The sequence below is a fragment of the Citrobacter sp. RHBSTW-00017 genome (assembly GCF_013797615.1).
Taxonomy (GTDB): Bacteria; Pseudomonadota; Gammaproteobacteria; order Enterobacterales; family Enterobacteriaceae; genus Citrobacter; species Citrobacter braakii.
The window spans coordinates 3,630,119-3,649,862 of sequence record NZ_CP056899.1; the positions used below are offsets into that span (position 1 = coordinate 3,630,119).

At 52.0% G+C, this 19,744-nt stretch carries 18 protein-coding genes, 1 tRNA gene and 2 pseudogenes; 11 read left to right on the forward strand and 10 right to left on the reverse strand.

From position 1 onward, the window contains the following. Positions 1–22 precede the first annotated feature (22 nt). Positions 23–1,441, forward strand: a complete 1,419-nt coding sequence (locus tag HV037_RS17670; protein ID WP_047358063.1) for an L-fucose/L-arabinose isomerase family protein — start codon at positions 23–25, stop codon at positions 1,439–1,441. 32 nt (positions 1,442–1,473) lie between these two features. Then, the gene (locus HV037_RS17675) at positions 1,474–2,982 is read left to right on the forward strand and encodes an FGGY-family carbohydrate kinase (protein ID WP_103283599.1); all 1,509 of its coding nucleotides are present in this window, start codon (positions 1,474–1,476) and stop codon (positions 2,980–2,982) included. A 75-nt stretch (positions 2,983–3,057) separates the two neighbouring features. On the opposite strand, the gene HV037_RS17680 is transcribed toward HV037_RS17675, so the two are convergent. Continuing rightward, complete coding sequence (locus HV037_RS17680; protein ID WP_103283598.1) at positions 3,058–3,762, reverse strand: GNAT family protein; 705 nt, start codon at positions 3,760–3,762, stop codon at positions 3,058–3,060. Between the two features lie 169 nt (positions 3,763–3,931). Between HV037_RS17680 and HV037_RS17685 the strand changes: the two genes are divergently transcribed. Together HV037_RS17685 and HV037_RS17690 are read left to right on the forward strand one after the other, a co-directional pair. Beyond that, positions 3,932–5,050 carry a YbdK family carboxylate-amine ligase gene (locus HV037_RS17685; protein ID WP_181500121.1) on the forward strand — a complete coding sequence of 373 codons (1,119 nt, stop codon included), beginning with the start codon at positions 3,932–3,934 and terminating at the stop codon, positions 5,048–5,050. A gap of 66 nt (positions 5,051–5,116) precedes the next feature. Beyond that, positions 5,117–5,365, forward strand: a complete 249-nt coding sequence (locus tag HV037_RS17690; protein ID WP_016152175.1) for a DUF1158 domain-containing protein — start codon at positions 5,117–5,119, stop codon at positions 5,363–5,365. Positions 5,366–5,386: 21 nt separating this feature from the next. Here HV037_RS17690 and HV037_RS17695 read toward each other — a convergent pair whose 3' ends face one another. Together HV037_RS17695 and HV037_RS17700 are read right to left on the reverse strand one after the other, a co-directional pair. Then, a complete protein-coding gene (locus HV037_RS17695) occupies positions 5,387–5,728 on the reverse strand; it encodes a RamA family antibiotic efflux transcriptional regulator (RefSeq protein ID WP_003021996.1) in 342 nt (113 codons plus the stop codon). Between the two features lie 17 nt (positions 5,729–5,745). Then, positions 5,746–6,477: pseudogene (locus HV037_RS17700) on the reverse strand (MBL fold metallo-hydrolase); the annotation flags it as partial. 70 nt (positions 6,478–6,547) lie between these two features. Between HV037_RS17700 and HV037_RS17705 the strand changes: the two are divergent. The 3 genes and pseudogenes from HV037_RS17705 to torS form a co-directional block, all read left to right on the forward strand. Further along, positions 6,548–7,528, forward strand: a complete 981-nt coding sequence (locus tag HV037_RS17705) for an IS5-like element ISKpn26 family transposase (RefSeq protein WP_000019445.1) — start codon at positions 6,548–6,550, stop codon at positions 7,526–7,528. Continuing rightward, positions 7,510–7,737: a hypothetical protein gene (locus tag HV037_RS24835; protein ID WP_326926157.1), complete on the forward strand. Its 228-nt coding sequence runs from the start codon at positions 7,510–7,512 to the stop codon at positions 7,735–7,737. The genes HV037_RS17705 and HV037_RS24835 overlap by 19 nt, the downstream gene beginning before the upstream one ends. Continuing rightward, positions 7,676–10,210 (forward strand): annotated as a pseudogene (gene torS / locus HV037_RS17710) (TMAO reductase system sensor histidine kinase/response regulator TorS); the annotation flags it as partial. The gene HV037_RS24835 and the pseudogene torS, both read left to right, overlap by 62 nt. Positions 10,211–10,218: 8 nt before the next feature. Here the strand turns inward: torS and HV037_RS17715 are convergent. Together HV037_RS17715 and HV037_RS17720 are read right to left on the reverse strand one after the other, a co-directional pair. Further along, a tRNA-Arg gene (locus HV037_RS17715) sits at positions 10,219–10,295 on the reverse strand. Positions 10,296–10,334: 39 nt separating this feature from the next. Then, entirely contained in the window at positions 10,335–10,514 is a 180-nt protein-coding gene (locus HV037_RS17720) for a hypothetical protein (protein WP_016152134.1), read from the reverse strand. A gap of 36 nt (positions 10,515–10,550) precedes the next feature. Here HV037_RS17720 and fimW point away from each other — a divergent pair, with 36 nt between their 5' ends. From fimW to HV037_RS17740, 4 genes are all read left to right on the forward strand, one after another. Beyond that, positions 10,551–11,144, forward strand: a complete 594-nt coding sequence (fimW, locus tag HV037_RS17725) for a fimbria biosynthesis transcriptional regulator FimW (protein ID WP_016152133.1) — start codon at positions 10,551–10,553, stop codon at positions 11,142–11,144. A gap of 385 nt (positions 11,145–11,529) precedes the next feature. After that, on the forward strand, positions 11,530–12,252 hold the full coding sequence (locus HV037_RS17730) for a fimbriae Y protein (RefSeq protein ID WP_103283572.1): 723 nt from the start codon (positions 11,530–11,532) through the stop codon (positions 12,250–12,252). Between the two features lie 586 nt (positions 12,253–12,838). After that, positions 12,839–13,471: a fimbria biosynthesis transcriptional regulator FimZ gene (gene fimZ / locus HV037_RS17735; RefSeq protein WP_181500122.1), complete on the forward strand. Its 633-nt coding sequence runs from the start codon at positions 12,839–12,841 to the stop codon at positions 13,469–13,471. A 50-nt stretch (positions 13,472–13,521) separates the two neighbouring features. Continuing rightward, positions 13,522–14,219 (forward strand): IS1 family transposase gene (locus HV037_RS17740; protein ID WP_223274117.1). Its coding sequence is split into 2 segments (ribosomal slippage): positions 13,522–13,771 and positions 13,771–14,219, totalling 699 coding nucleotides; the frame shifts between segments, so codons are not numbered across the junction. 77 nt (positions 14,220–14,296) lie between these two features. On the opposite strand, the gene sfmF is transcribed toward HV037_RS17740, so the two are convergent. The 5 genes from sfmF to fimI are packed head-to-tail and all read right to left on the reverse strand — an operon-like array spanning position 14,297 to position 19,734. Next, entirely contained in the window at positions 14,297–14,833 is a 537-nt protein-coding gene (gene sfmF, locus HV037_RS17745) for a fimbria assembly protein (RefSeq protein WP_019076205.1), read from the reverse strand. Further along, on the reverse strand, positions 14,826–15,788 hold the full coding sequence (gene fimH / locus HV037_RS17750) for a type 1 fimbria D-mannose specific adhesin FimH (RefSeq protein WP_230330236.1): 963 nt from the start codon (positions 15,786–15,788) through the stop codon (positions 14,826–14,828). Before fimH ends, sfmF begins: the two co-directional genes overlap by 8 nt. A gap of 49 nt (positions 15,789–15,837) precedes the next feature. Further along, positions 15,838–18,459, reverse strand: coding sequence for a fimbrial biogenesis usher protein (locus tag HV037_RS17755; RefSeq protein WP_103283570.1), 2,622 nt, complete (start codon positions 18,457–18,459; stop codon positions 15,838–15,840). A 7-nt stretch (positions 18,460–18,466) separates the two neighbouring features. Continuing rightward, a complete protein-coding gene (gene fimC / locus HV037_RS17760) occupies positions 18,467–19,159 on the reverse strand; it encodes a type 1 fimbria chaperone FimC (protein WP_047416801.1) in 693 nt (230 codons plus the stop codon). Positions 19,160–19,200: 41 nt separating this feature from the next. Further along, the gene (gene fimI, locus HV037_RS17765) at positions 19,201–19,734 is read right to left on the reverse strand and encodes a type 1 fimbrial protein subunit FimI (protein ID WP_016152126.1); all 534 of its coding nucleotides are present in this window, start codon (positions 19,732–19,734) and stop codon (positions 19,201–19,203) included. Positions 19,735–19,744 lie beyond the last annotated feature (10 nt).

Genomic DNA, 19,744 nt, shown 5'->3' on the forward strand with positions numbered 1-19,744 from the left:
AGAACACTTACTGGAGAAAGCGATGTCACGAATTCCTCATCAGTTGACCATGGCGGTGATTATTGGCAATCGGGGATTTTTCCCGAGCTATCTGGTTGCTGAAGCCCGCGAACAAGCCAGCGTGCTCTTTGAGCGGCTGGGCATTAACACCATAATGCTCAACGAAACGCAGACAGAACTCGGCGGTGTTGAAACCCGTCAGGATGCGAAAGTTTGTGCTGAACTTTTCCGCGCTCACCGCGACAAGATTCACGGTGTGGTGGTACTACTGCCGAACTTTGGCGATGAAAAAGCGATAGCGGAAACGCTGCGACTTTCCGGTTTAGATGTCCCGGTTCTGATCCAGGCGCAGGAAGACAACCTGGATAAAATGGGGCTTGCCACTCGCCGTGACAGCTTCTGCGGCAAGATCTCCCTGTGCAATAACATGCGCCAGTACGGTATTCCGTTTACGCTAACCACCCAGCATGTCTGCGACCTGTCAGGCGAGGTGTTTGCACAAGACCTGAAACGTTTCGAACAAATCTGTCGCGTGGTCGCCAGCATGCGCGGAGTTCGCGTCGGCGCTATCGGCGCACGTCCAGCCGGGTTTAACACCGTCCGCTACAGCGAAAAATTGCTCGAAAGACTGGGTATTGCCGTCGAAACACTGGATCTGTCTGAAGTCTTTACCCGCATCAAACGACTGCGCGACGACGATATCCGGGTGGATGAAAAACGCCGCCTGTTGATGGATAACGCCGACGCCAGCGCCATTCCAGCCGACAAACTGGTCACCATGGCAAAACTGTTTGTCGTTATCAGCGAATGGGTCATCGCTAATGATATTGATACGACTGCCATCCAGTGCTGGACCTCGCTGCAGGAAAATTTAGGCATCAACGTGTGCTCAATCATGAGCGTGATGTCCGGGCAGTTAATGCCCAGTGCCTGCGAAGTGGATGTGATGGGCGCGTTGTCAATGTACGCCCTCGCCAGCAGTAACTTAAGTCCAGCATCCATTGCCGACTGGAACAATAATTTCGGCGACGATCGTGATAAATGCGTTCTTTTTCACTGCGGTAATTTCGCATCAGCCAGTCTGGACAGCCCGAAGATGGGGACGGCGGATATCATCGGTACCACCGTCGGTAAAGAGAACACCTGCGGTGCAGTTCACGGTCGTATGAAAAGCGGTGCCTTGACCTACTTCCGCCTGAGTACCGACGATTTAACCGGCGAAATCAAAGCCTACGTCGGCGAAGGGCTATCGGTTGACGATCCGCTGGACACTGTCGGCTGCCGAGCGGTAATCCAGGTACCTCATCTGGAGAACCTACTGGCCTGGATTTGTCGTAATGGCTTTGAGCATCACGTGGCAATGAACCATTCCGCCAGCGCAGAGGTACTGCATGAAGCTTTCACCCGCTATCTCGGGGTGGATACCTTTTTCCATCGCTAATACTCAGGGAAACCGAAGGGCTGGAGAAAACAATGTCAGCACAAAAAGACATTATTATTGCGCTTGATGAAGGCACCACCAATGCCAAAGCCGTAGCGCTGGATGGTCAGGGAAACGTGGTCGCGAAGTTCTCCCGCGCGCTGGCGATCCACACGCCCCGTGAAGGCTGGGTTGAACAGTCAGGTGATGCACTTCTGGACGCATCACTGGATGTTGTGGCACAAGCCATTACCTGCGTCGGCGCACAACGCGTCGCAGCGCTGGCGATCAGCAATCAACGTGAAACGGCGATAGGCTGGTCTCGTGCCAGCGGTCGCCCTCTCGGCCCTGCTATCACCTGGCAATGTTCGCGCACGGCTGATTTTTGCCGTGCATTACGTGAACAGGGGCACGAGGCGTACATAAAATCCATCACTGGATTACCCGTTGCCCCACTCTTTTCCGCCTCTAAAATGCGCTGGCTGCTGGAGTCAGTTCCCAACGGTATGACGCTCGCACAGCAAGGGGAAATATGTCTCGGGACCATCGATAGCTGGTTACTGTGGAACTTAACGCACGGCGAGGAATTTCGTTGCGATATCTCCAACGCTTCACGCACGCAGTTGCTCAATCTCAACAGCGGACAATGGGATAACGAGATGTTGGCTCTATTCGGTATCCCGCAGCAGGCGTTGCCCGAAGTTTGCCCTTCCAGCCACCATTTTGGCGTAACAAAAGGTCTGGAGAGGATACCTGATGGAATCCCTATTCTGGCGATGATTGGCGACTCACATGCTGCGCTTTTTGCCCATGGGCTGGGTATGGAAGGCTGCGTCAAAGCGACCTATGGCACCGGATCTTCCGTTATGGCACCCGTATTCTCGGCGCAGTCCGAGGTGAGCGCGCTGGCAACGACCATAGCCTGGCATGACGGTGACACCCTGGTCTACGGGCTGGAAGGTAATATTCCGCATACGGGAGATGCCGTCGCATGGATGGCCGATAGCACAGGTCTTAGCGAATTACCGGAAGAGCAACTGCTTCATGAGCTCAATACGCTGCCCGCCACGGTTGACTCCACGCTGGGCGTCTATTTTGTTCCGGCCCTTACCGGGCTGGGCGCGCCCTGGTGGGATGAAGATGCCCGGGGGTTGATTCACGGTCTCAGCCGCGGAGTGAAACGCGCACATCTGGTACGTGCGGCACTGGAGTCGATTACCTATCAGATTGCCGATGTTGTTTTAGCGATGCGCCAGCACAACGGTTTTCGACTCAGCGCGTTAATGGTTGATGGCGGGCCAACAAAAAATGACTGGCTAATGCAGTATCAAGCCGATTTATTGGGCTGTCCGGTGATGCGCAGCGATATCCCTGAACTTTCCGCTATCGGTGCCGGATTGCTGGCACGCAAGAAGCTGCAAGGTGCATCTACCAGCCAGTTGCGAGATTATCTGCCCGAACACGTATCGTTCCAGCCAAACATGGCGCGCCATGGGAGATTGCAAAAACGCTGGCATGAATGGCAAGGGGCCGTCGAACGCACCCGTTGGCAAACCCGTTAATAAATCAACGCTAATGATAAATGCGCCCGCAGCCATAACTGACTGTGGGCGCACTGTTAATTCTTCAAAAGCGAGCTACTGTTGCTGACACGCCGCCAGCGATCGGCGTTGCTGTCCTTTTTCATCGAAGTTGTCGGCAGCCAGCCAGTGCTGCAAAACAGCGTCGCACTGGGGCCATTCACTATCAATCATCGATAACCAGTCGCTGTCGCGATTACGCCCCTTGCGCACAATCTTCTGGCGAAAACGTCCTTCGAAGATAAACCCAAGGCGCTCCGCCGCCCGACGGGAAGCCGTGTTCAGAGAGTCACATTTCCACTCCACGCGACGATAGCCCAACGCAAACGCCTGGCGCAGCAACAGCCAGATGCTTTCGGTGCCGAGTACCGTATTTTTCATGCGCGGTGACCAGGTTACATGACCAATTTCAACCGAACCATGCTCCCGTTCGATCGCCATAAAGCACACCAGTCCCACCGCACGACCGGAACGCTGTTCAATGACAGCATAGGGAACCAGAGATGCATCCGTGGATTTGCCCTCTACCCAGCAAGCTGTGGCCTCAACGCTCGTGGGGCGAGAACTTGCAAGCCAGGTCCAGTCGCGATCGTCTGGCGCCTGCGCGTAAGCATCAAACAGATCGGCGGCATGGCTGTCGGCATCCAGGGGAACCAGTCGACAATATTGCCCTGCAAGTTCTTCCCGCGGCAGTACGGCGGCACCATTCCAGTCAGGCACAATATCGCCGACGGTCTGTCCATAAAGATTAATTTCCGGCACGATTCAACCCCTATTGCGAAGTAAAAAATAGTTATAACACCGGCCATTTCGCCGTCAAAGCATCGCGGGGGGATTTCTGACATCGAACAGAAATTCAGCGGCCCTTCTATATGCAGCTTGCAAGATGACGCGTCTATACTGATTAAAAATCAACGCTGAAGAGAACACTATGTCCCTACCCGATTTTCATGTTTCTGACCCTTTTACGTTAGGCATTGAACTGGAAATGCAGGTGGTCAATCCTCCGGGCTACGACCTGAGCCAGGACTCTTCCCGACTGATTGACGCCGTAAAGCCGCAGCTCACCGCCGGAGAAGTAAAGCACGATATCACTGAAAGTATGCTGGAGATGGCGACCGGGGTTTGTCGCAATATCGACCAGGCGAGTGCTGAATTATCCGCCATGCAGCAGATAATCTCACGGGTTGCTGCCGAGCATCACCTCGCCATCTGTGGCGGCGGTACGCATCCGTTTCAAAAATGGCAACGTCAGGAAGTCTGCGATGACGAACGCTATCGGCGCAACCTGGAAAATTTTGGCTATCTTATTCAGCAGGCGACGGTATTCGGCCAACATGTGCATATCGGCTGCGCAAACGGCGATGATGCTATTTACCTCCTGCACGGCCTGTCGCGATTTGTTCCCCATTTTATTGCACTCTCTGCCGCCTCACCTTATATGCAGACGTCCGACACGCGGTTTGCCTGCGCGCGGCTGAATATTTTCTCCGGATTTCCCGATAATGGCCCGATGCCGTGGGTGAATAACTGGCAGGAATTCGAGGGGTTATTTCGTCGACTGGCTTACACCAGCATGATTGATAGCATTAAAGATTTACACTGGGACATCCGCCCCAGCCCGCACTTTGGTACGGTAGAGGTTCGCGTCATGGACACTCCGCTAACCCTTGAACACGCAGTCAATATGGCGGGACTTATTCAGGCTACCGCCCACTGGTTGCTCACTAAACGGCCATTCAAGCACCAGGAGCGTGATTACCTGCTGTATAAATTTAACCGTTTCCAGGCCTGCCGCTTTGGCATGGAGGGAATCATCACCGACGTCAATACCGGCGATGGGCACCGCCTGTCAGATGACACGCTACGGCTACTGGAGAATGTCGCCGCTTCTGCGGACAAAGTGGGCGCGACCAGCGCGATTGAATCCTTACGCCTGCAGGTTAAAAATGGTCATGATGAAGCGCAGAGCATGCGTGATTTCGTCGCCGACGGCGGATCTCTGAGTGGTCTGGTGAAAAAACATTGTGAGATTTGGGCCGGGCTGTAAGCGTGGCGTTTGCGTTGCCCACAGAGATCCCGGACAATGGCTTTTTAACTCAAGTTTAACAATGCCATGAAACACCCGCTTGAATCACTGATGACCGCCGCAGGGATCCTGCTGCTGGCTTTTTTGTCTTGCCTGCTGCTGCCCGCCCCCTCACTGGGCATTGTGCTGGCGCAAAAACTCGTCGCCACCTTTCATCTAATGGATCTCAACCAATTTTATACTTTGCTGTTTTGTCTGTGGTTTTTACTGCTGGGGGTGATTGAATATTTTGTACTGCGTTTTATCTGGCGGCGCTGGTTCTCGCTGGCGGATTAGACCCGCGAGAACCCTTTGCCTTTAATGCGTTCGGCTATGATTTTCTTTGCGATACGCGCCCGGCGGCTGGCTGAACGTACGGGTGAAAATTCGCGTAAAGGTCTGCTGCGAATCGAATCCGTATTTCAAACAGATGTCATACACTTTCTGGTCGGTATCGCGTAGATCGCGCGCCGCCAGTAGCAGCTTACGCTCGCGGATGTAGCGCCCGAGGCTTTCACCTTTGTACTGCATAAAAAGACGCTGCAGGTGCCATTTGGAATATCCCGCATGGCGTGCAATATCATCAATGCGCAATGGCTGATTCAAATTATCATCAATCCATTCAACAATCGTATCAATGACCTGAGCAGAAATCGTCATCATGCTCTCCCCTGTATTCATTGAGTCGCCTGTTGCCACCAGGCCGTAAACGGTTGGTCCGGTTCGGACAGAATTACCGGTTCACCCAGCATTGGCGTCAGTAGTCGGTAATCCTGACGACGGCTGGCAAGCGCCAGTCGTTTGTAAGGATCATCCCAGGTATGTTTCGCCAGAACGAAACGGCCGGCATGCCCTGGCAACACGGCTTTCGCATGCAGATCGGCCGCAGCCTGCGCCGTCTCTTCTGGCATCATGTGAATAAACTTCCAGTCCTGGTCATATTGACCGTTCTCCATAATCGCCAAATCAACCGAGCCAAACTGCTCACCGATGGCTTTAAAATGCGGTCCATAGCCGGAATCTCCGCTGTAATAAACGTTCTGCTCCGGCGTTTCGAACATGAAGCTCGCCCATAGCGTCTGGTTGCGCTTGATACCGCGCCCCGAAAAATGACGAGCAGGCAGCACATGAACGATCAGTGAATCCGTCACTCTGACGGACTGATTCCAGTCCCGCTCTTCGATTATCTCGCTGCGCATCCCCCAGTAACGCAGATGCGACCCTACGCCGAGCGGCGTAATCACTCGCTTAATTTTCGGCATTAACGCCTTGATAGTGGCGAGATCCAGATGGTCATAGTGATCGTGCGAGATAATGAGCAGATCGATCTCCGGCATCGTCTGCGCAGTCCACGGATAATCCCCGGCAAAGGCTTTGTTCAGGAATGAAAACGGTGCGGCATAATTGCTAAGGAAGGTGCGAACAAGTTCCTGATATGAGATCATCATATTCATCCGGAGCGCATCCCAGAGGGACATCATGAGCCATCAACTCACCTTCGCCGATAGTGAATTCAGCACTAAGCGCCGTCAGACCCGAAAAGAGATTTTCCTCTCCCGCATGGAGCAGATTCTGCCATGGCAGAATATGACCGCTGTCATCGAGCCGTTTTATCCCAAGGCGGGCAATGGCCGACGGCCCTATCCGCTGGAGACCATGCTGCGTATTCACTGCATGCAGCATTGGTACAACCTGAGCGACGGTGCCATGGAAGATGCCCTGTACGAAATCGCCTCCATGCGCCTGTTTGCCCGATTATCCCTGGATAGCGCCCTGCCGGATCGCACCACCATCATGAATTTCCGCCACCTGCTCGAGCAGCATCAACTGGCCCGTCAATTGTTCAAGACCATCAATCGCTGGCTGGCCGAAGCAGGCGTCATGATGACCCAAGGCACTTTGGTGGATGCCACCATCATTGAGGCACCCAGCTCTACCAAGAACAAAGAGCAGCAACGCGATCCGGAGATGCATCAGACCAAGAAAGGCAATCAGTGGCACTTTGGCATGAAGGCCCACATTGGTGTCGATGCCAAGAGTGGCCTGACCCACAGCCTGGTCACCACCGCGGCCAACGAGCATGACCTCAATCAGCTGGGTAATCTGCTTCATGGAGAGGAGCAATTTGTCTCAGCCGATGCCGGCTACCAAGGAGCGCCACAGCGCGAGGAGCTGGCCGAGGTGGATGTGGACTGGCTGATCGCCGAGCGTCCCGGCAAGGTAAAAACCTTGAAGCAGCATCCGCGCAAGAACAAAACGGCCATCAACATCGAATACATGAAAGCCAGCATCCGTGCCAGGGTGGAGCACCCGTTTCGCATCATCAAGCGGCAGTTCGGCTTCGTGAAAGCCAGATACAAGGGGCTGCTGAAAAACGATAACCAACTGGCGATGTTATTCACCCTGGCCAACCTGTTTCGGGTGGACCAAATGATACGTCAGTGGGAGAGATCTCAGTAAAAACCGGAAATAACGCCAGAAATGGTGGAAAAAATAGCCTAAATAGGCTGATTCGATGTGTTTGCGGGAAAAAAATCGGCCCAGATCCGCGAAATTTTAATCAGCGAGTCAGCTTGGGAAGAAATGACCTGCTTATTCGCACCTTCCTTAACCGCCCAAAGCCTGAAAATAACCGCATTACTGAAAACTCTGCGCGAGCAGGGCTTTGACACGTCGGCCATTGAACAACAGGAAAAAGAGATCGCCCAGTCGTTAAGCCATCAGGGGGAGTTGGTTGGCGAACGTCTGAAACTGCGCGATCGGCAGCAACAGCTCAGCCAACATATTGTTGAGGCTACCGCCGACGTTGCCGAAATGGCGCGCGGTCAGGCCAGTAATGCCGCCACCTCGGCGGGCGCTACGCAGGCAAGCATTTATGATTTGATTGAGAGCCATCAGGGGCAGGCGGCAGAACACGCTCTCGACAGGCTTATCGATATCGATCTGGAATATTATAACCAGATGAATGAACTGCGCCTGAGCGCGCTACGCGTGCAGCAAATGGTGATGAATCTGGGGAATAACCAGGCGCAGAATAACCTTGCCGCGCTGGAAACCCAGCTTAATGCCGCCGTCAGAGTGCTTCACCGCCGACAAATACGCATTGAAGATCCGGTGGTACGCACCCAGGTTGCCGGCGCTGTAAATTCGATAAGCCGTTATGTCGATCTGCTGGCCCTGTATCGTCAGGATAATGACATCACCACCCGCTTACAGATCTTATCGCAGAATAATATCGAGCAATTTACCCGTTTCAGTAGCGAAGTCAGTCAGTTGGTAGAAATCATTGGCCAACGCAATCAGACCGGGCTGGCACATCTCAAACAGGCCAGCCAGCGCGGGCAAACGCTGCTGCTGCTGTTAGGTGCGGTGTCATTGTGCTTGTTAATTCTCATTCTTTGGCGCGTAGTTTACCGCTCGGTCACGCGTCCGTTGGCGCAGCAAACCCAGGCGTTACAGCGTCTGCTTGAAGGTGATATTGACTCCCCATTTCCGGAAACAGCGGGCGTTCGCGAACTGGATACCATCGGTCGGTTAATGGACGCCTTTCGCGGCAGCGTTCACGCCCTTAATAGCCATCGCGAACATCTGGCCGCTCAGGTAAAAGCTCGCACCGCCGAACTGCGTTCTATGGTGTCTGAACACCGGCAGGCGCGGGCAGAAGCCGAAAAAGCCAACCAGGCAAAATCGGCATTTCTGGCCGCCATGAGCCATGAAATACGCACCCCGCTGTATGGGATCCTCGGCACTGCGCAGTTGCTCTCAGACAATCCCGCTCTGGCGCAGCATCAGGAGAATCTACGCGCAATCACCGACTCTGGCGAGTCTCTGCTGACCATCCTCAACGATATCCTGGACTATTCCGCCATCGAAGCGGGCGGAAAAAATGTGGCGATCGGCGATGAACCTTTTGAGCCCAGACCCTTGCTGGAAAGTACGCTTCAGCTCATGCACGGTCGCGTTGTGGGTCGCCCGGTCGTGCTGGTTACGGATTTTGCCGACGATGTCCCCGACTCCCTACGCGGCGATCCGCGCCGCATTCGGCAAATCATAACTAACCTATTAAACAACGCGCTGCGCTTTACCGATCGCGGACACATCACCCTGCGTAGCCGATGTAAAGATCAGGACTGGTATATTGAGGTTGAGGACACGGGATGCGGGATTGATCTTGTCCATCAGCGCGATATTTTTCAGCCGTTTGTTCAGGTTAGCGGTAAACGTGGGGGGACCGGGCTTGGACTCACTATCAGTGCCAGCCTTGCGCAGGCGATGCAGGGAGAACTGAGCGTCACCAGTACGCCGGGAGTCGGAAGCTGCTTTCGTCTGCGTCTGCCATTACGGGCTGGCGCGATGCCAGTAGCTAAATCCGTTCCACGTGCCATATCGTTACAGGGTTTACGCTTACTGCTAATCGAGGATAACCCCCTCACGCAGCGCATCAGTACAGAAATGCTCACCCTCAATGGCGCCCAGGTCACCGCTGCCGACAGTGCGGCTGCGGCGCTCACCATACTGCAGCAAGACGCCCAGTATAATGCCGCGCTGGTTGATTTTGATCTTCCGGATATCGACGGCATCACGCTGGCGCAACAGTTAACCCGCGAGTTTCCGACGTTAAAGCTAATAGGCTTTAGCGCACACGTCATCGACGAAACGCTAAGCCAAAGAACCAGCACCCTGTTTCTCGGCGTTATTCAAAAACCGGTTCCCCGGGATGAACTCAGTCGGCTCATTACCCATTATCTGCACGGTAACGCCCCTCTCCCGGTTGCATTAGAAAATGACGACCAACGGTTAGATACCCAGCAATTAGCCGGGGATATCCAGCTAATGGGATGGCAAAAGGTGCACGAATGGTTAGCGCTCTTTAAGCAACACACCCTTCCTGTATTAGATGAGATTGACGCAGCGCGCGCAGCATGTGAGTACGAGAAGATAAAACGTCTGGCACATCAGCTAAAAAGCAGCTGCGCCAGCATGGGGATGCGTTCTGCCAGCAGGATGTGCGCAGCGCTTGAACAGCAGCCGCTAGCTGATTTTTCACTCAGAGAGGAAGTACAACTAAGTCTTACAGAAGTGGAAATGTGGTTGGCAAAAGAAAATTTGTCGCGATTAGCCGAAGCTGAACATCAGAAGTGACGTTGAAATGGTACGCCCTGTAGGATTCGAACCTACGACCTACGGCTTAGAAGGCCGTTGCTCTATCCAACTGAGCTAAGGGCGCATTGCGAAGTGATTACTTCATGCAGATGAAACGCGTGAATTATACGGTCAGCGCTTGCTGAGTCAATGCCTTTTGTTTCGGTTGCTGGCGAAGTGTACGAATGTTGATTTTTTCTGCTCGTTCAAAGGTATCCAGGAAATCACCTGGTAACAACTCAGCCCGCAAAACGTCAGATTTAGGGATACATGTATTTAGAATATTTATGATTTTGCTTAACATTCCTTTATCCCCTCTCCAGTGGTCAGGAACTCTTTAATGTTAAGTATCGCCATCAAGGAAGAAAACAGTCACTTCGAACATGGACTGAAAATCATCATCTCCCATCTGGCAAATCAGTGGCATCAGGAGATTAGCTTTTTACCTGTCGAAGATATCGATCGCGCGGAAATCGCGTTTATCTCACTGGATGAAGATTGGCTCAGCGCCGATTGTTACATGGTTCCTGTCCACACCAGGCGCCAACACCGGGTGGTCATCTGTAGCAAAAACGACAAAGATAAGCTGATGTTCCGCCCCTGCCTGTACATGTTGCCACTGATTTATCGGGAAGATGACGTCGACGAGATAACCAAAAAACTGGTCCTCATCCTGCAAAAACGCGCACTGCGCACTAGCGTGCCCGCGACTATCTGCCATTACTGCACCACCCGCAACTTTTCTATCGAAGAACGCCAGTTCTTAATGTTTCTCGCCAGCGGGTATACGTTATCCGAAACGGCTCATCTGCTCTCAGTCAGTGATATCCAGGCCAAAGCGACCCGCCGCAGCATTATGAAAAAGCTGCATGTGAAAAACGATCAGCAATTCTTAAGATACATCCGCGCACATCTGAACTTTCTGCAAAATTAGACGGGGTATCTCTGCCTAATTTTTATTGAGAAATATCTCATCATCGATTAAGCATCGGCTCCTACTGTACCTGGCTTCAGGCTGCGAGAATAATCCGGCCATACTATTTCCGGGGTAACAAAAAGACACACCCGGTAATATTTTATCTAATCTCAGAGAGAGGTTGAACTGGATAAAACGATCTTTTGGGCATTGAGTAAGACATCAGAAAACTTCCGGCAGATTATTCTGATGGAGTACGCAATTGCCAGTCTGATGATTGTTGAAGCACTGAAACCCAACGGCACAAGTCAACTCACCTTTGCGCTGACAAAAGTTTGGTTCAGGGATGCCTGTAGTCAGCAATTTATCCAGACCTGCCGCAACAGAAATGGAATGGAAAAGGATGCACAGTGCAAAACGCCGGGACCGCTATCGCCGTATACGAAACGCTAACTGTAGCTGGCAATTTCCCCACTGTACCTCACAGGTATTTGACCGGATCGAGTATCTGGCACAAAAACTCGAATACACCTTACCGGACGGCACTATATCTCAGGCGATAATTACGACAGACTACTATCTGGCCTATGCGCTGAGTCGACATTTATTCTCAGGTACTCGCACGGCGATCTTCCAGAGCGTTGAATCGACTTTGCTCAGCATGCAAGAGCCGGTAATTAGCCAGTTAGTGATTGACATTGAAAGCTTAACAACCCCTTATTTCGATATACTTGAAAGCCTGCGCCAGCTAATTAAGAAGCATAATGACATCCAAATCTTCATAATGCTTTCCAGTCGCGATGAAGACCTCACTACATTTATTTCACTGTCCGGTCCATTTTATATCTTGCCACGCAATTTGCGCCTCCCCGAGATGCGCCATGCCTTATTATCTCCGGCTCTTAACTATATTCATTCCAGGCGTATAAATCAGCTCGACTGGGAGCTGATTACCTTACTATTACAGGGTAACTCCTTAAAAAAGATTGCATTGTTACAGGCGCAACCCTACCACCGCATCATCTATCGCCTGAACCAGTTGATTACGCGCCTTGGATTACCCAGCAGGCAGCGCTTTTTGCATCTGATACACCGCCTCAACGTTACCTCTCCCCATTTAATTTAACACCATAACTCATTGTGCTATAAGATTTTTTAGGAAATTACTTATTCTTGAATAAGAAAAAAGATCTAATTTTTACAAATATTTAATATTTACAACTATTCCTGGTATTATGCCTGGAGGCACACTCACACTTAACCTTACTGATCCTGTGCATTTCAATAAAAAATAGTCCTATTGCAGCCTTAACAAAACCTAAACAATTGGTTTATTGTGTCGTTTTTACTGTTTAAAAAAATTTTCAATCTGCCATAATTAGAACCACAGATAAATAATACCAATAGTCATTAACACATCTGGATCTTTCAGAATATCCTAACTGACATTAACAACCAGGATGTTGTAAGTCTTTTCCGAATGAGCAGAGCAGGTATAATCCCCACAGTTTCCTGATTAATTGTTAGTTTTCCCGGTGTGAAATGGATTTTCCACAAATTCATTGTTCTGCAGAAGAACAACCGAATAAACAAGGATGAAATAATATTTATTCGGCTCTCCCTCAGAACAATTCTTGGCTATTTGACAATATTATAACGCCTGATGTTTTATCAAATTCGCAAGATACGCAAACAGTTTGAGGCATACAACAATGAAACCAGCATCCGTTATCATTATGGACGAACACCCTATTGTCAGAATGTCGATAGAAGTACTACTCGAGAAAAACAGTAATATTCAGGTAGTGTTGAAAACCGATGACAGCCGTACGGCAATAGAACACCTGCACACGTACCCTGTCGATCTTGTCATCCTGGATATTGAACTGCCTGGTTCTGATGGGTTTACATTACTCAAAAGAATAAAGTCATTGCAGGAGAAAACTCGGGTACTGTTTCTGTCCTCAAAATCCGAGTCATTTTATGCCGGACGTGCTATCCGGGCCGGTGCAAATGGGTTTGTCAGTAAACGAAAGGATCTCAATGATATCTACAATGCGGTAAAAATGATTTTATCGGGATATTCCTTTTTTCCTTCGGATACCCTTAATTTCATTAACAATATAAATGCACAAAAAGGCGTCTTACATGACATGCCGCTCTCTAACCGTGAAGTTACCGTTTTGCGTTATCTGGCAAACGGGCTATCCAATAAGGAAATTGCTGAGCAGTTGTTACTCAGCAATAAAACGATTAGCGCTCACAAGGCTAATATCTACTCCAAGCTCGGGTTGCACACCATCGTTGAGCTGATCGATTACGCAAAAATGCATGAATTAAGGTAATGGTGCCAACTTACTGATTTAGTGTATGATGGTGTTTTTGAGGTGCTCCAGTGGCTTCTGTTTCTATCAGCTGTCCCTCCTGTTCAGCTACTGAAGGCGTGGTGCGTAACGGTAAAAGCACTGCCGGACATCAGCGCTATCTCTGCTCTCACTGCCGTAAAACATGGCAGCTACAGTTCACTTACACCGCCTCTCAGCCCGGTACACACCAGAAAATTATTGATATGGCCATGAATGGCGTCGGATGTCGCGCCAGTGCACGCATTATGGGCGTTGGCCTCAACACGATTTTACGACACTTAAAAAACTCAGGCCGCAGTCGGTAAACTCACGCATACAACCGGGCAGTGACGTCATTGTTTGCGCGGAAATGGACGAACAGTGGGGTTACGTCGGCGCTAAATCACGCCAGCGCTGGTTGTTTTACGCGTATGACAGGATACGGAGGACGGTTGTGGCGCACGTATTCGGTGAACGCACGTTGGCCACGCTGGAGCGTCTTCTTGGCCTGCTGTCGGCCTTTGAGGTCGTGGTATGGATGACGGATGGCTGGCCGCTTTATGAATCACGCCTGAAGGGAGAACTGCACGTTATCAGCAAGCGATATACGCAGCGCATTGAGCGGCATAACCTGAATCTGAGGCAGCATCTGGCAAGGCTGGGCAGGAAGTCACTGTCGTTCTCAAAATCGGTGGAGCTGCATGACAAAGTCATCGGGCATTATCTGAACATAAAACACTATCAGTAAGTTGGAGTCATTACCTGAATTAATGTAATAACACTCCCGGCGAGATTTCGTTCGGGAGTGTTTTGTTAGCGCATTGATTAGTTATAGTTAATCATGAACGTGGCATCAGCCCTGGCAATGCCAGGCTGAACCCCAGCAGCTAACGCGATATAGTTTGCGAAAAAGGTCAGCGTGGCATTGCCGTTCTCATCAATCCCCACCGTCTGACTGGCCTGCTCGAGCGGCAATCGCGTACGGTCGCTGTCGTGCAGTTCGATCGCCACCTTTTGCGCCATCACCGCGTCATCAAGCGCCAGCAACGTCGTGCCCGGGGCCGGAGTTCCGGAAAACGTTATCGAAGCGGAACCCGGCGGGCAGCCTTCTAGCTTCAGCGTAAACGCGACCGGTTGAGTAGTATCTCCGCTGTTCTGAAGCTGCTTGGTCGGCCAGGTGCCTAGCTCCACGGACTTATTGCTGTCGCTGGCAATTACCGCGCAGGTAAAGTCCACCACGTTTCCGCGCAGTTCAATATTGATTTCCCCCAGCGACGAAGCGGCATGGCACAACGAGCTGAATGTCAGCAGGCACACCATTGCCAGGCGTTTCCCTGCGGCTGGCGTTTGCTTGTTAGTCATAATCCACTCGCAGATAGCCACGGGCTGTAAAAGGTCCTTCGGTAGGTTTATTGCCCGTCACGCTAACCGGCCATGTTCGAATACCCACGCTCGCCGCGGCGTTATCATCCAGTTGAAACGGGATAGTGCTGGACAGATTATTGGGCGTCAGCGGTTTACCGCTGCTGTCGGCGACAATAAAACCTAAATCGGGATTGTCAGATACCATCATTTGCCCGGTGGCTTTCTCGGCCTCTACACGCATGGTTAAGTAGGCCTGTGCAGCGACGTTGGTGCATTTTATCGCTACCGTTTTGGTCTGCGGATTGATGCCTTCAGGCCGGTTTCCCGCTCCTGCCTTGCTAAACAGCGATGCGCCAATATCACCAAAATCAAACTCAACAATCTGCCCGGCGTTTACTTCGCAGTTTTGTGGAACCTCCACCTTGCCGCTGTAGCTGATGGTATAAACCGGCACGCTTAGCGCATCTCCGGTACTGGTCGTGACATAGACGCTGAACATCGTCTGCCGCGGAATCGGCACCATGTTAATAAACGGGCGGATCACTTTGAGCTTAAACACCAGCTTTGAATCCATCACGCCAAAAGGCTGCTGCTTAGGTACGTTAGGGTGAGTCCCCATGCGAATGTAATTACGCGGGGGATAAAATAACCCGGCATAGCTATCGGTTATGCTCATGGCCCCCAGCAGGTAGTCATTGAGCTTCAGATACTGGAAGCCGCCTTCGGTACTTTGAACCGGAAGTTCAGTGACATAGCTTCGATAGGTGTAATTTACCGTTGTCCCGGCCGGACAGGTGGCATTCACGCCAACCCAACCAGATTTTTCCGGTAACGTCACCACCTGTCCCGGCTGGTTGTTACTACTGTTGAAGACATTCGACAGATCGTAAAAAACATCCGTTGGCGTGCCATTCGAGTTTTGGCAGACCGTCGCCCAGGACGAATGGGCCATCAGCAGTAAAGCGCTTCCCAGTAACAAACCCGTTTGTCGTTTCATCGTATTATTCCTGTCGTGCTGACGGAGATTCGCACGTCACGTTCGTGAGCGTTACCGCTTGTTTCAGGCTATCCTCTGGCAAGGCATAGCGCGCCACGCAGCGCGCGTTTGCGCCTTCCCCCCATTGGATCAACAACTCGCCTTTTAGCGGCAAGCCGCTCAGGTAGATTTGCCCGTCTTCACCCACCATGCTGGTCACGCCGCTGGTGTTTTCACGCACGACGGAGCCAAACGGCACTGGTTTACCGGCATGTTTGGCGGTAATCAGCGCCCGCACACCGATTCGTGTATCAAACGCCGCCCGCACCAGCGCCCCTTGCGTTGGCACTACGCTACTGACGTTATTCTCCACATCGGTATTGTTGTTCATGGAATTGGTGTCTAACGCGACGCGGTTATAGCGATAGACGGTGGCATATGGCATCACCGCGTATCCGCGCCAGTCGGTTTGAACGCCGGTCTGGTTCTCTATCCGTACACCCTGCGCGCCCGGCGCTTTAATCAGCACGTTGGTATCGCCCAGAGGCTGACTGAGCGTAATGCCGTCCGCATGCCCCACCACGCCGCCGGAGAGCTGCCAGTTGTAGTCATGCTGGTCACGGTCGTAGTTGTAACCCACGCCCAGCGTGCCATAGGCCGCCTGCCAGTTGGCGCTGGCGTTTCCGCTATAGCCATTGGTGCTGCTGTGCCCCTGATTCACGCTGTAGCTCAGGTTGCGCCCATCCAGCAACGTACCGCCGATCCCGCTCTGCCAGCTGTTCTGTCCGTTGCTATTACGGTTGGCGTTAAAGGTGGCGTAGGTGCGATCGAGGGCGTTATCACGCGAGTAACGCCGTCCGCTCAGCACGCTGAACGGTACAGACATATTGAACGCCAGAATACGGTCGGTGTCGGTGATGCCAACCGATTCATTCCACGACCAGGAGAGTGAATAGCTAATCCCCTGCCAGCCGCTGGCATAGCCCAGTTGATACCAGGTATTGGTGTCTGAAGTATTCCAGTACGTCTGCTGACTACCCGAGATATACAGCGATCCGTAATCCCCCAGATTCTGCGAAATGTTGATCTGGAAACGGCCCTTTTTGCTGTAGCTCAGGTTGTGGTAACTCGTCACATTGGGCACGTCGTGGCGATTGCCCTCACTGTCGTATTCGTACTCATAGCCTTCCATACTGCGATACGCCACATCGTCGAGGGTATAGAAGCCACGCGTTGAGTAGCGATACCCCAACAACTGGAAGTTAGTGCCAAAATTGTTCAGCGATTTCGCATACAAGAAACGCAAAGACTGCCCCTGGTGCGTACTGTCATCCGCCAGTTGGCTGCGCGCATGGGTGAGATCGACAGAAACCGCCCCCCAGTCCCCCAGGTTTCGACCGGTGCCTAAAACCACCGCGGTGTAACGTGAGGCCAACTGCGTACCACCGTATGCGGTATAGCCCTCTGGTAACCCGGCAATTAATGTTCCCTGGAAAAAGAACGGTGAAGATTGCTGGCTATTGCCGCTGCGAAAATCCCCGGCGACAACGTCATATTTGAAACGCCCTTCTCGCTGTAATAAGGGAACGGTGGAGTACGGCACCGTATAGCGTTGCTGGCTGCCGTCCTTCTCATCCACCGTGACCTCAAGATCACCGCTGGATGACGTTGGGTTGAGATCGGTTATCGAGAAAGCGCCGGGTGAAACATAGCTTTGATAAATCACATAGCCATTCTGACGAATGGTCAGTTTCGCTGCGGTACGCGCAATGCCGCGAACGGTAGGCGCGTAGCCCTGTAAGCTGTCGGGATACATACTGTCTGAGGAATAGAGCCGCGCACCGCGAAACCCGACGCTGTCAAAAACGTCGTTGCCAGTGTTGCTGTCGCCCATCACCAGTTCGCCCTTCAGCGGGACAATTGCGCGCTGAAGCCATGTACCGATGTTTTTCCAGCTTTGTGAGTGGTATCCGTCGCCCTTGGAGTAGCTCCACGCACCGTTGTTTCTCAGCCGCCAGGGGCCATAGTTCAGACCACTGAGCATACTGAGGAAATAGCTGTCAGTATCACTGCCACGGCTGCCGGTAAAGCTGTAGTTAACCAGCGCGGCCGGGATCCCTTCATCCCACTCTTCCGGTGGAATATAGCCGCGCGCGCTGTTTAACATTGACGCCTGTGGCAGGCTGACGTTTAAGCGCAGGGTAGAAAAATCAAACGCAATCTCGCTGCCAGGAATCGCCTCAGGTAGATTGATACAGGTATCGTTCGGATCCTTACTGAGTGCCGGAAACGCGGCGATATTGACGCCAAGGCGCTTCACCCAGTCGAGTCCAAAGCACGGCATCAACCCACCGGACTTCTCCCCGGCTTTTGCCGCACTGGTAGTAAAACGAATATCCTGAGTGGCAACAAACTCATCGTTGCGCCAGATATCCACGCGATAAACGCCTTCAGGCTGGTGATTGCCTTTTTCAAAACGTGATAAATCCGCCACGGTTGCCGTATCCGCAGATAAAAAGGCCGGATTAAAATAGCTTTCCCCATAGCTTAGAGAGGGAAAGAGCGCCGCCAGCGTGGACAACGCCACCCCCGCCAGCGGTGGCGTAACCCCCGGTAACAGGCCAGGAAAATACGTTGTCTTATTCATCGTTATCTCAACGCACACTAACCGTTTTAGCCGGGGTCACCGCGCCATAATCATTGACCGTCTGGAACGTGACGTTGCCCTGAACGCCCGTGGGTAGCAGGACCTGCGCATCGCTTTTCGGCGCAACCATCACGTTATCGACCTTCGTTTTCCCCACATTGAGATTGACCAACGTGACGTAATACGCTGACGGATTGTTGATCTTCAGGTAGTTGCCGGAGCGGGAAAAGGTCAGCATTCCTGGCGCATCTTCCGGGATTTGCGGCAGATTATTCGGACGAACGAAAAGTTTGATGCGTGACAGAATCGCCAGTTGCAGAACGTTTTTGCCCTCAAGGCTGTTTTTATTGACTGACGGAATGGCTTTTACGTTCATCCAGAACAGCGACTCACGGTCTTTGGGCAACGGTTCACCGGCATAGATGATACGCAGCGTGTTTTCGCTTTTGGGTTCACTGACAAACAGCGGAGGCGTAACCACAAACGATTTTTCTTTAGCACCTGCGCTATTCTCAATCCATGAATTAACCAGGTAACGTTCTTTGGTATCGCTATTGCTAATAGACAGGGACGTTTGTTTGGCATCGGCCGGATAAATAACGCGAGTGGCGCCTAATGCAATGCCTCCGGCAGCCTGAACACTGGCAGCAGAAAATAAGGCCAGTAAAAGGATAAAACCTGATTTTAGATAATTAAACATAGCTAAAAATACCTTTGATGCGATTATCGTTGGGAAATAAATCAGGGATAAACCAACGTAAACCACACGTCTGAGCGAAGCGTTCCCGGTGTTATATTTTCCGAGACAGCCCGATAGCGGGCAGTGAAATGAAACGTCATCTCTTGCGTTATAATCGGCGCATAATGAAGCGGCAGGGCATTCGGTATAATTTGCCGTTGGCGCTCGTCAAATAATGCCAGGCCAATCCCCGAAGCCGCAGACGCATCGCCGCTGGCAAGAAAAACCTGCGGATCTTCCGCTGGCGTCACGCCCGCAAATGCAATCCCAACATGGTCATAAACATCGGAGCTGCACGACGTTAAGCGCAGTGAAAACGGTACGCTGGTAGAGGCGAAGCTTCCCGTCCCAGAGAAAGCATTGGTGCGATACTGCCCCATTTGCACCCGCATATCCTGACTGTCAGTGGCGACCGTACAGGCGCCGTTGACGAGCTGTCCCCGTAAGTGGACGCGGCCACTTTCCAGTATTACCGTATGTGAAAGCACAGGCATTACGCACAGCATTCCCGCCAGCGCCACGCCTTTCCCTATCATCTGCCGCATC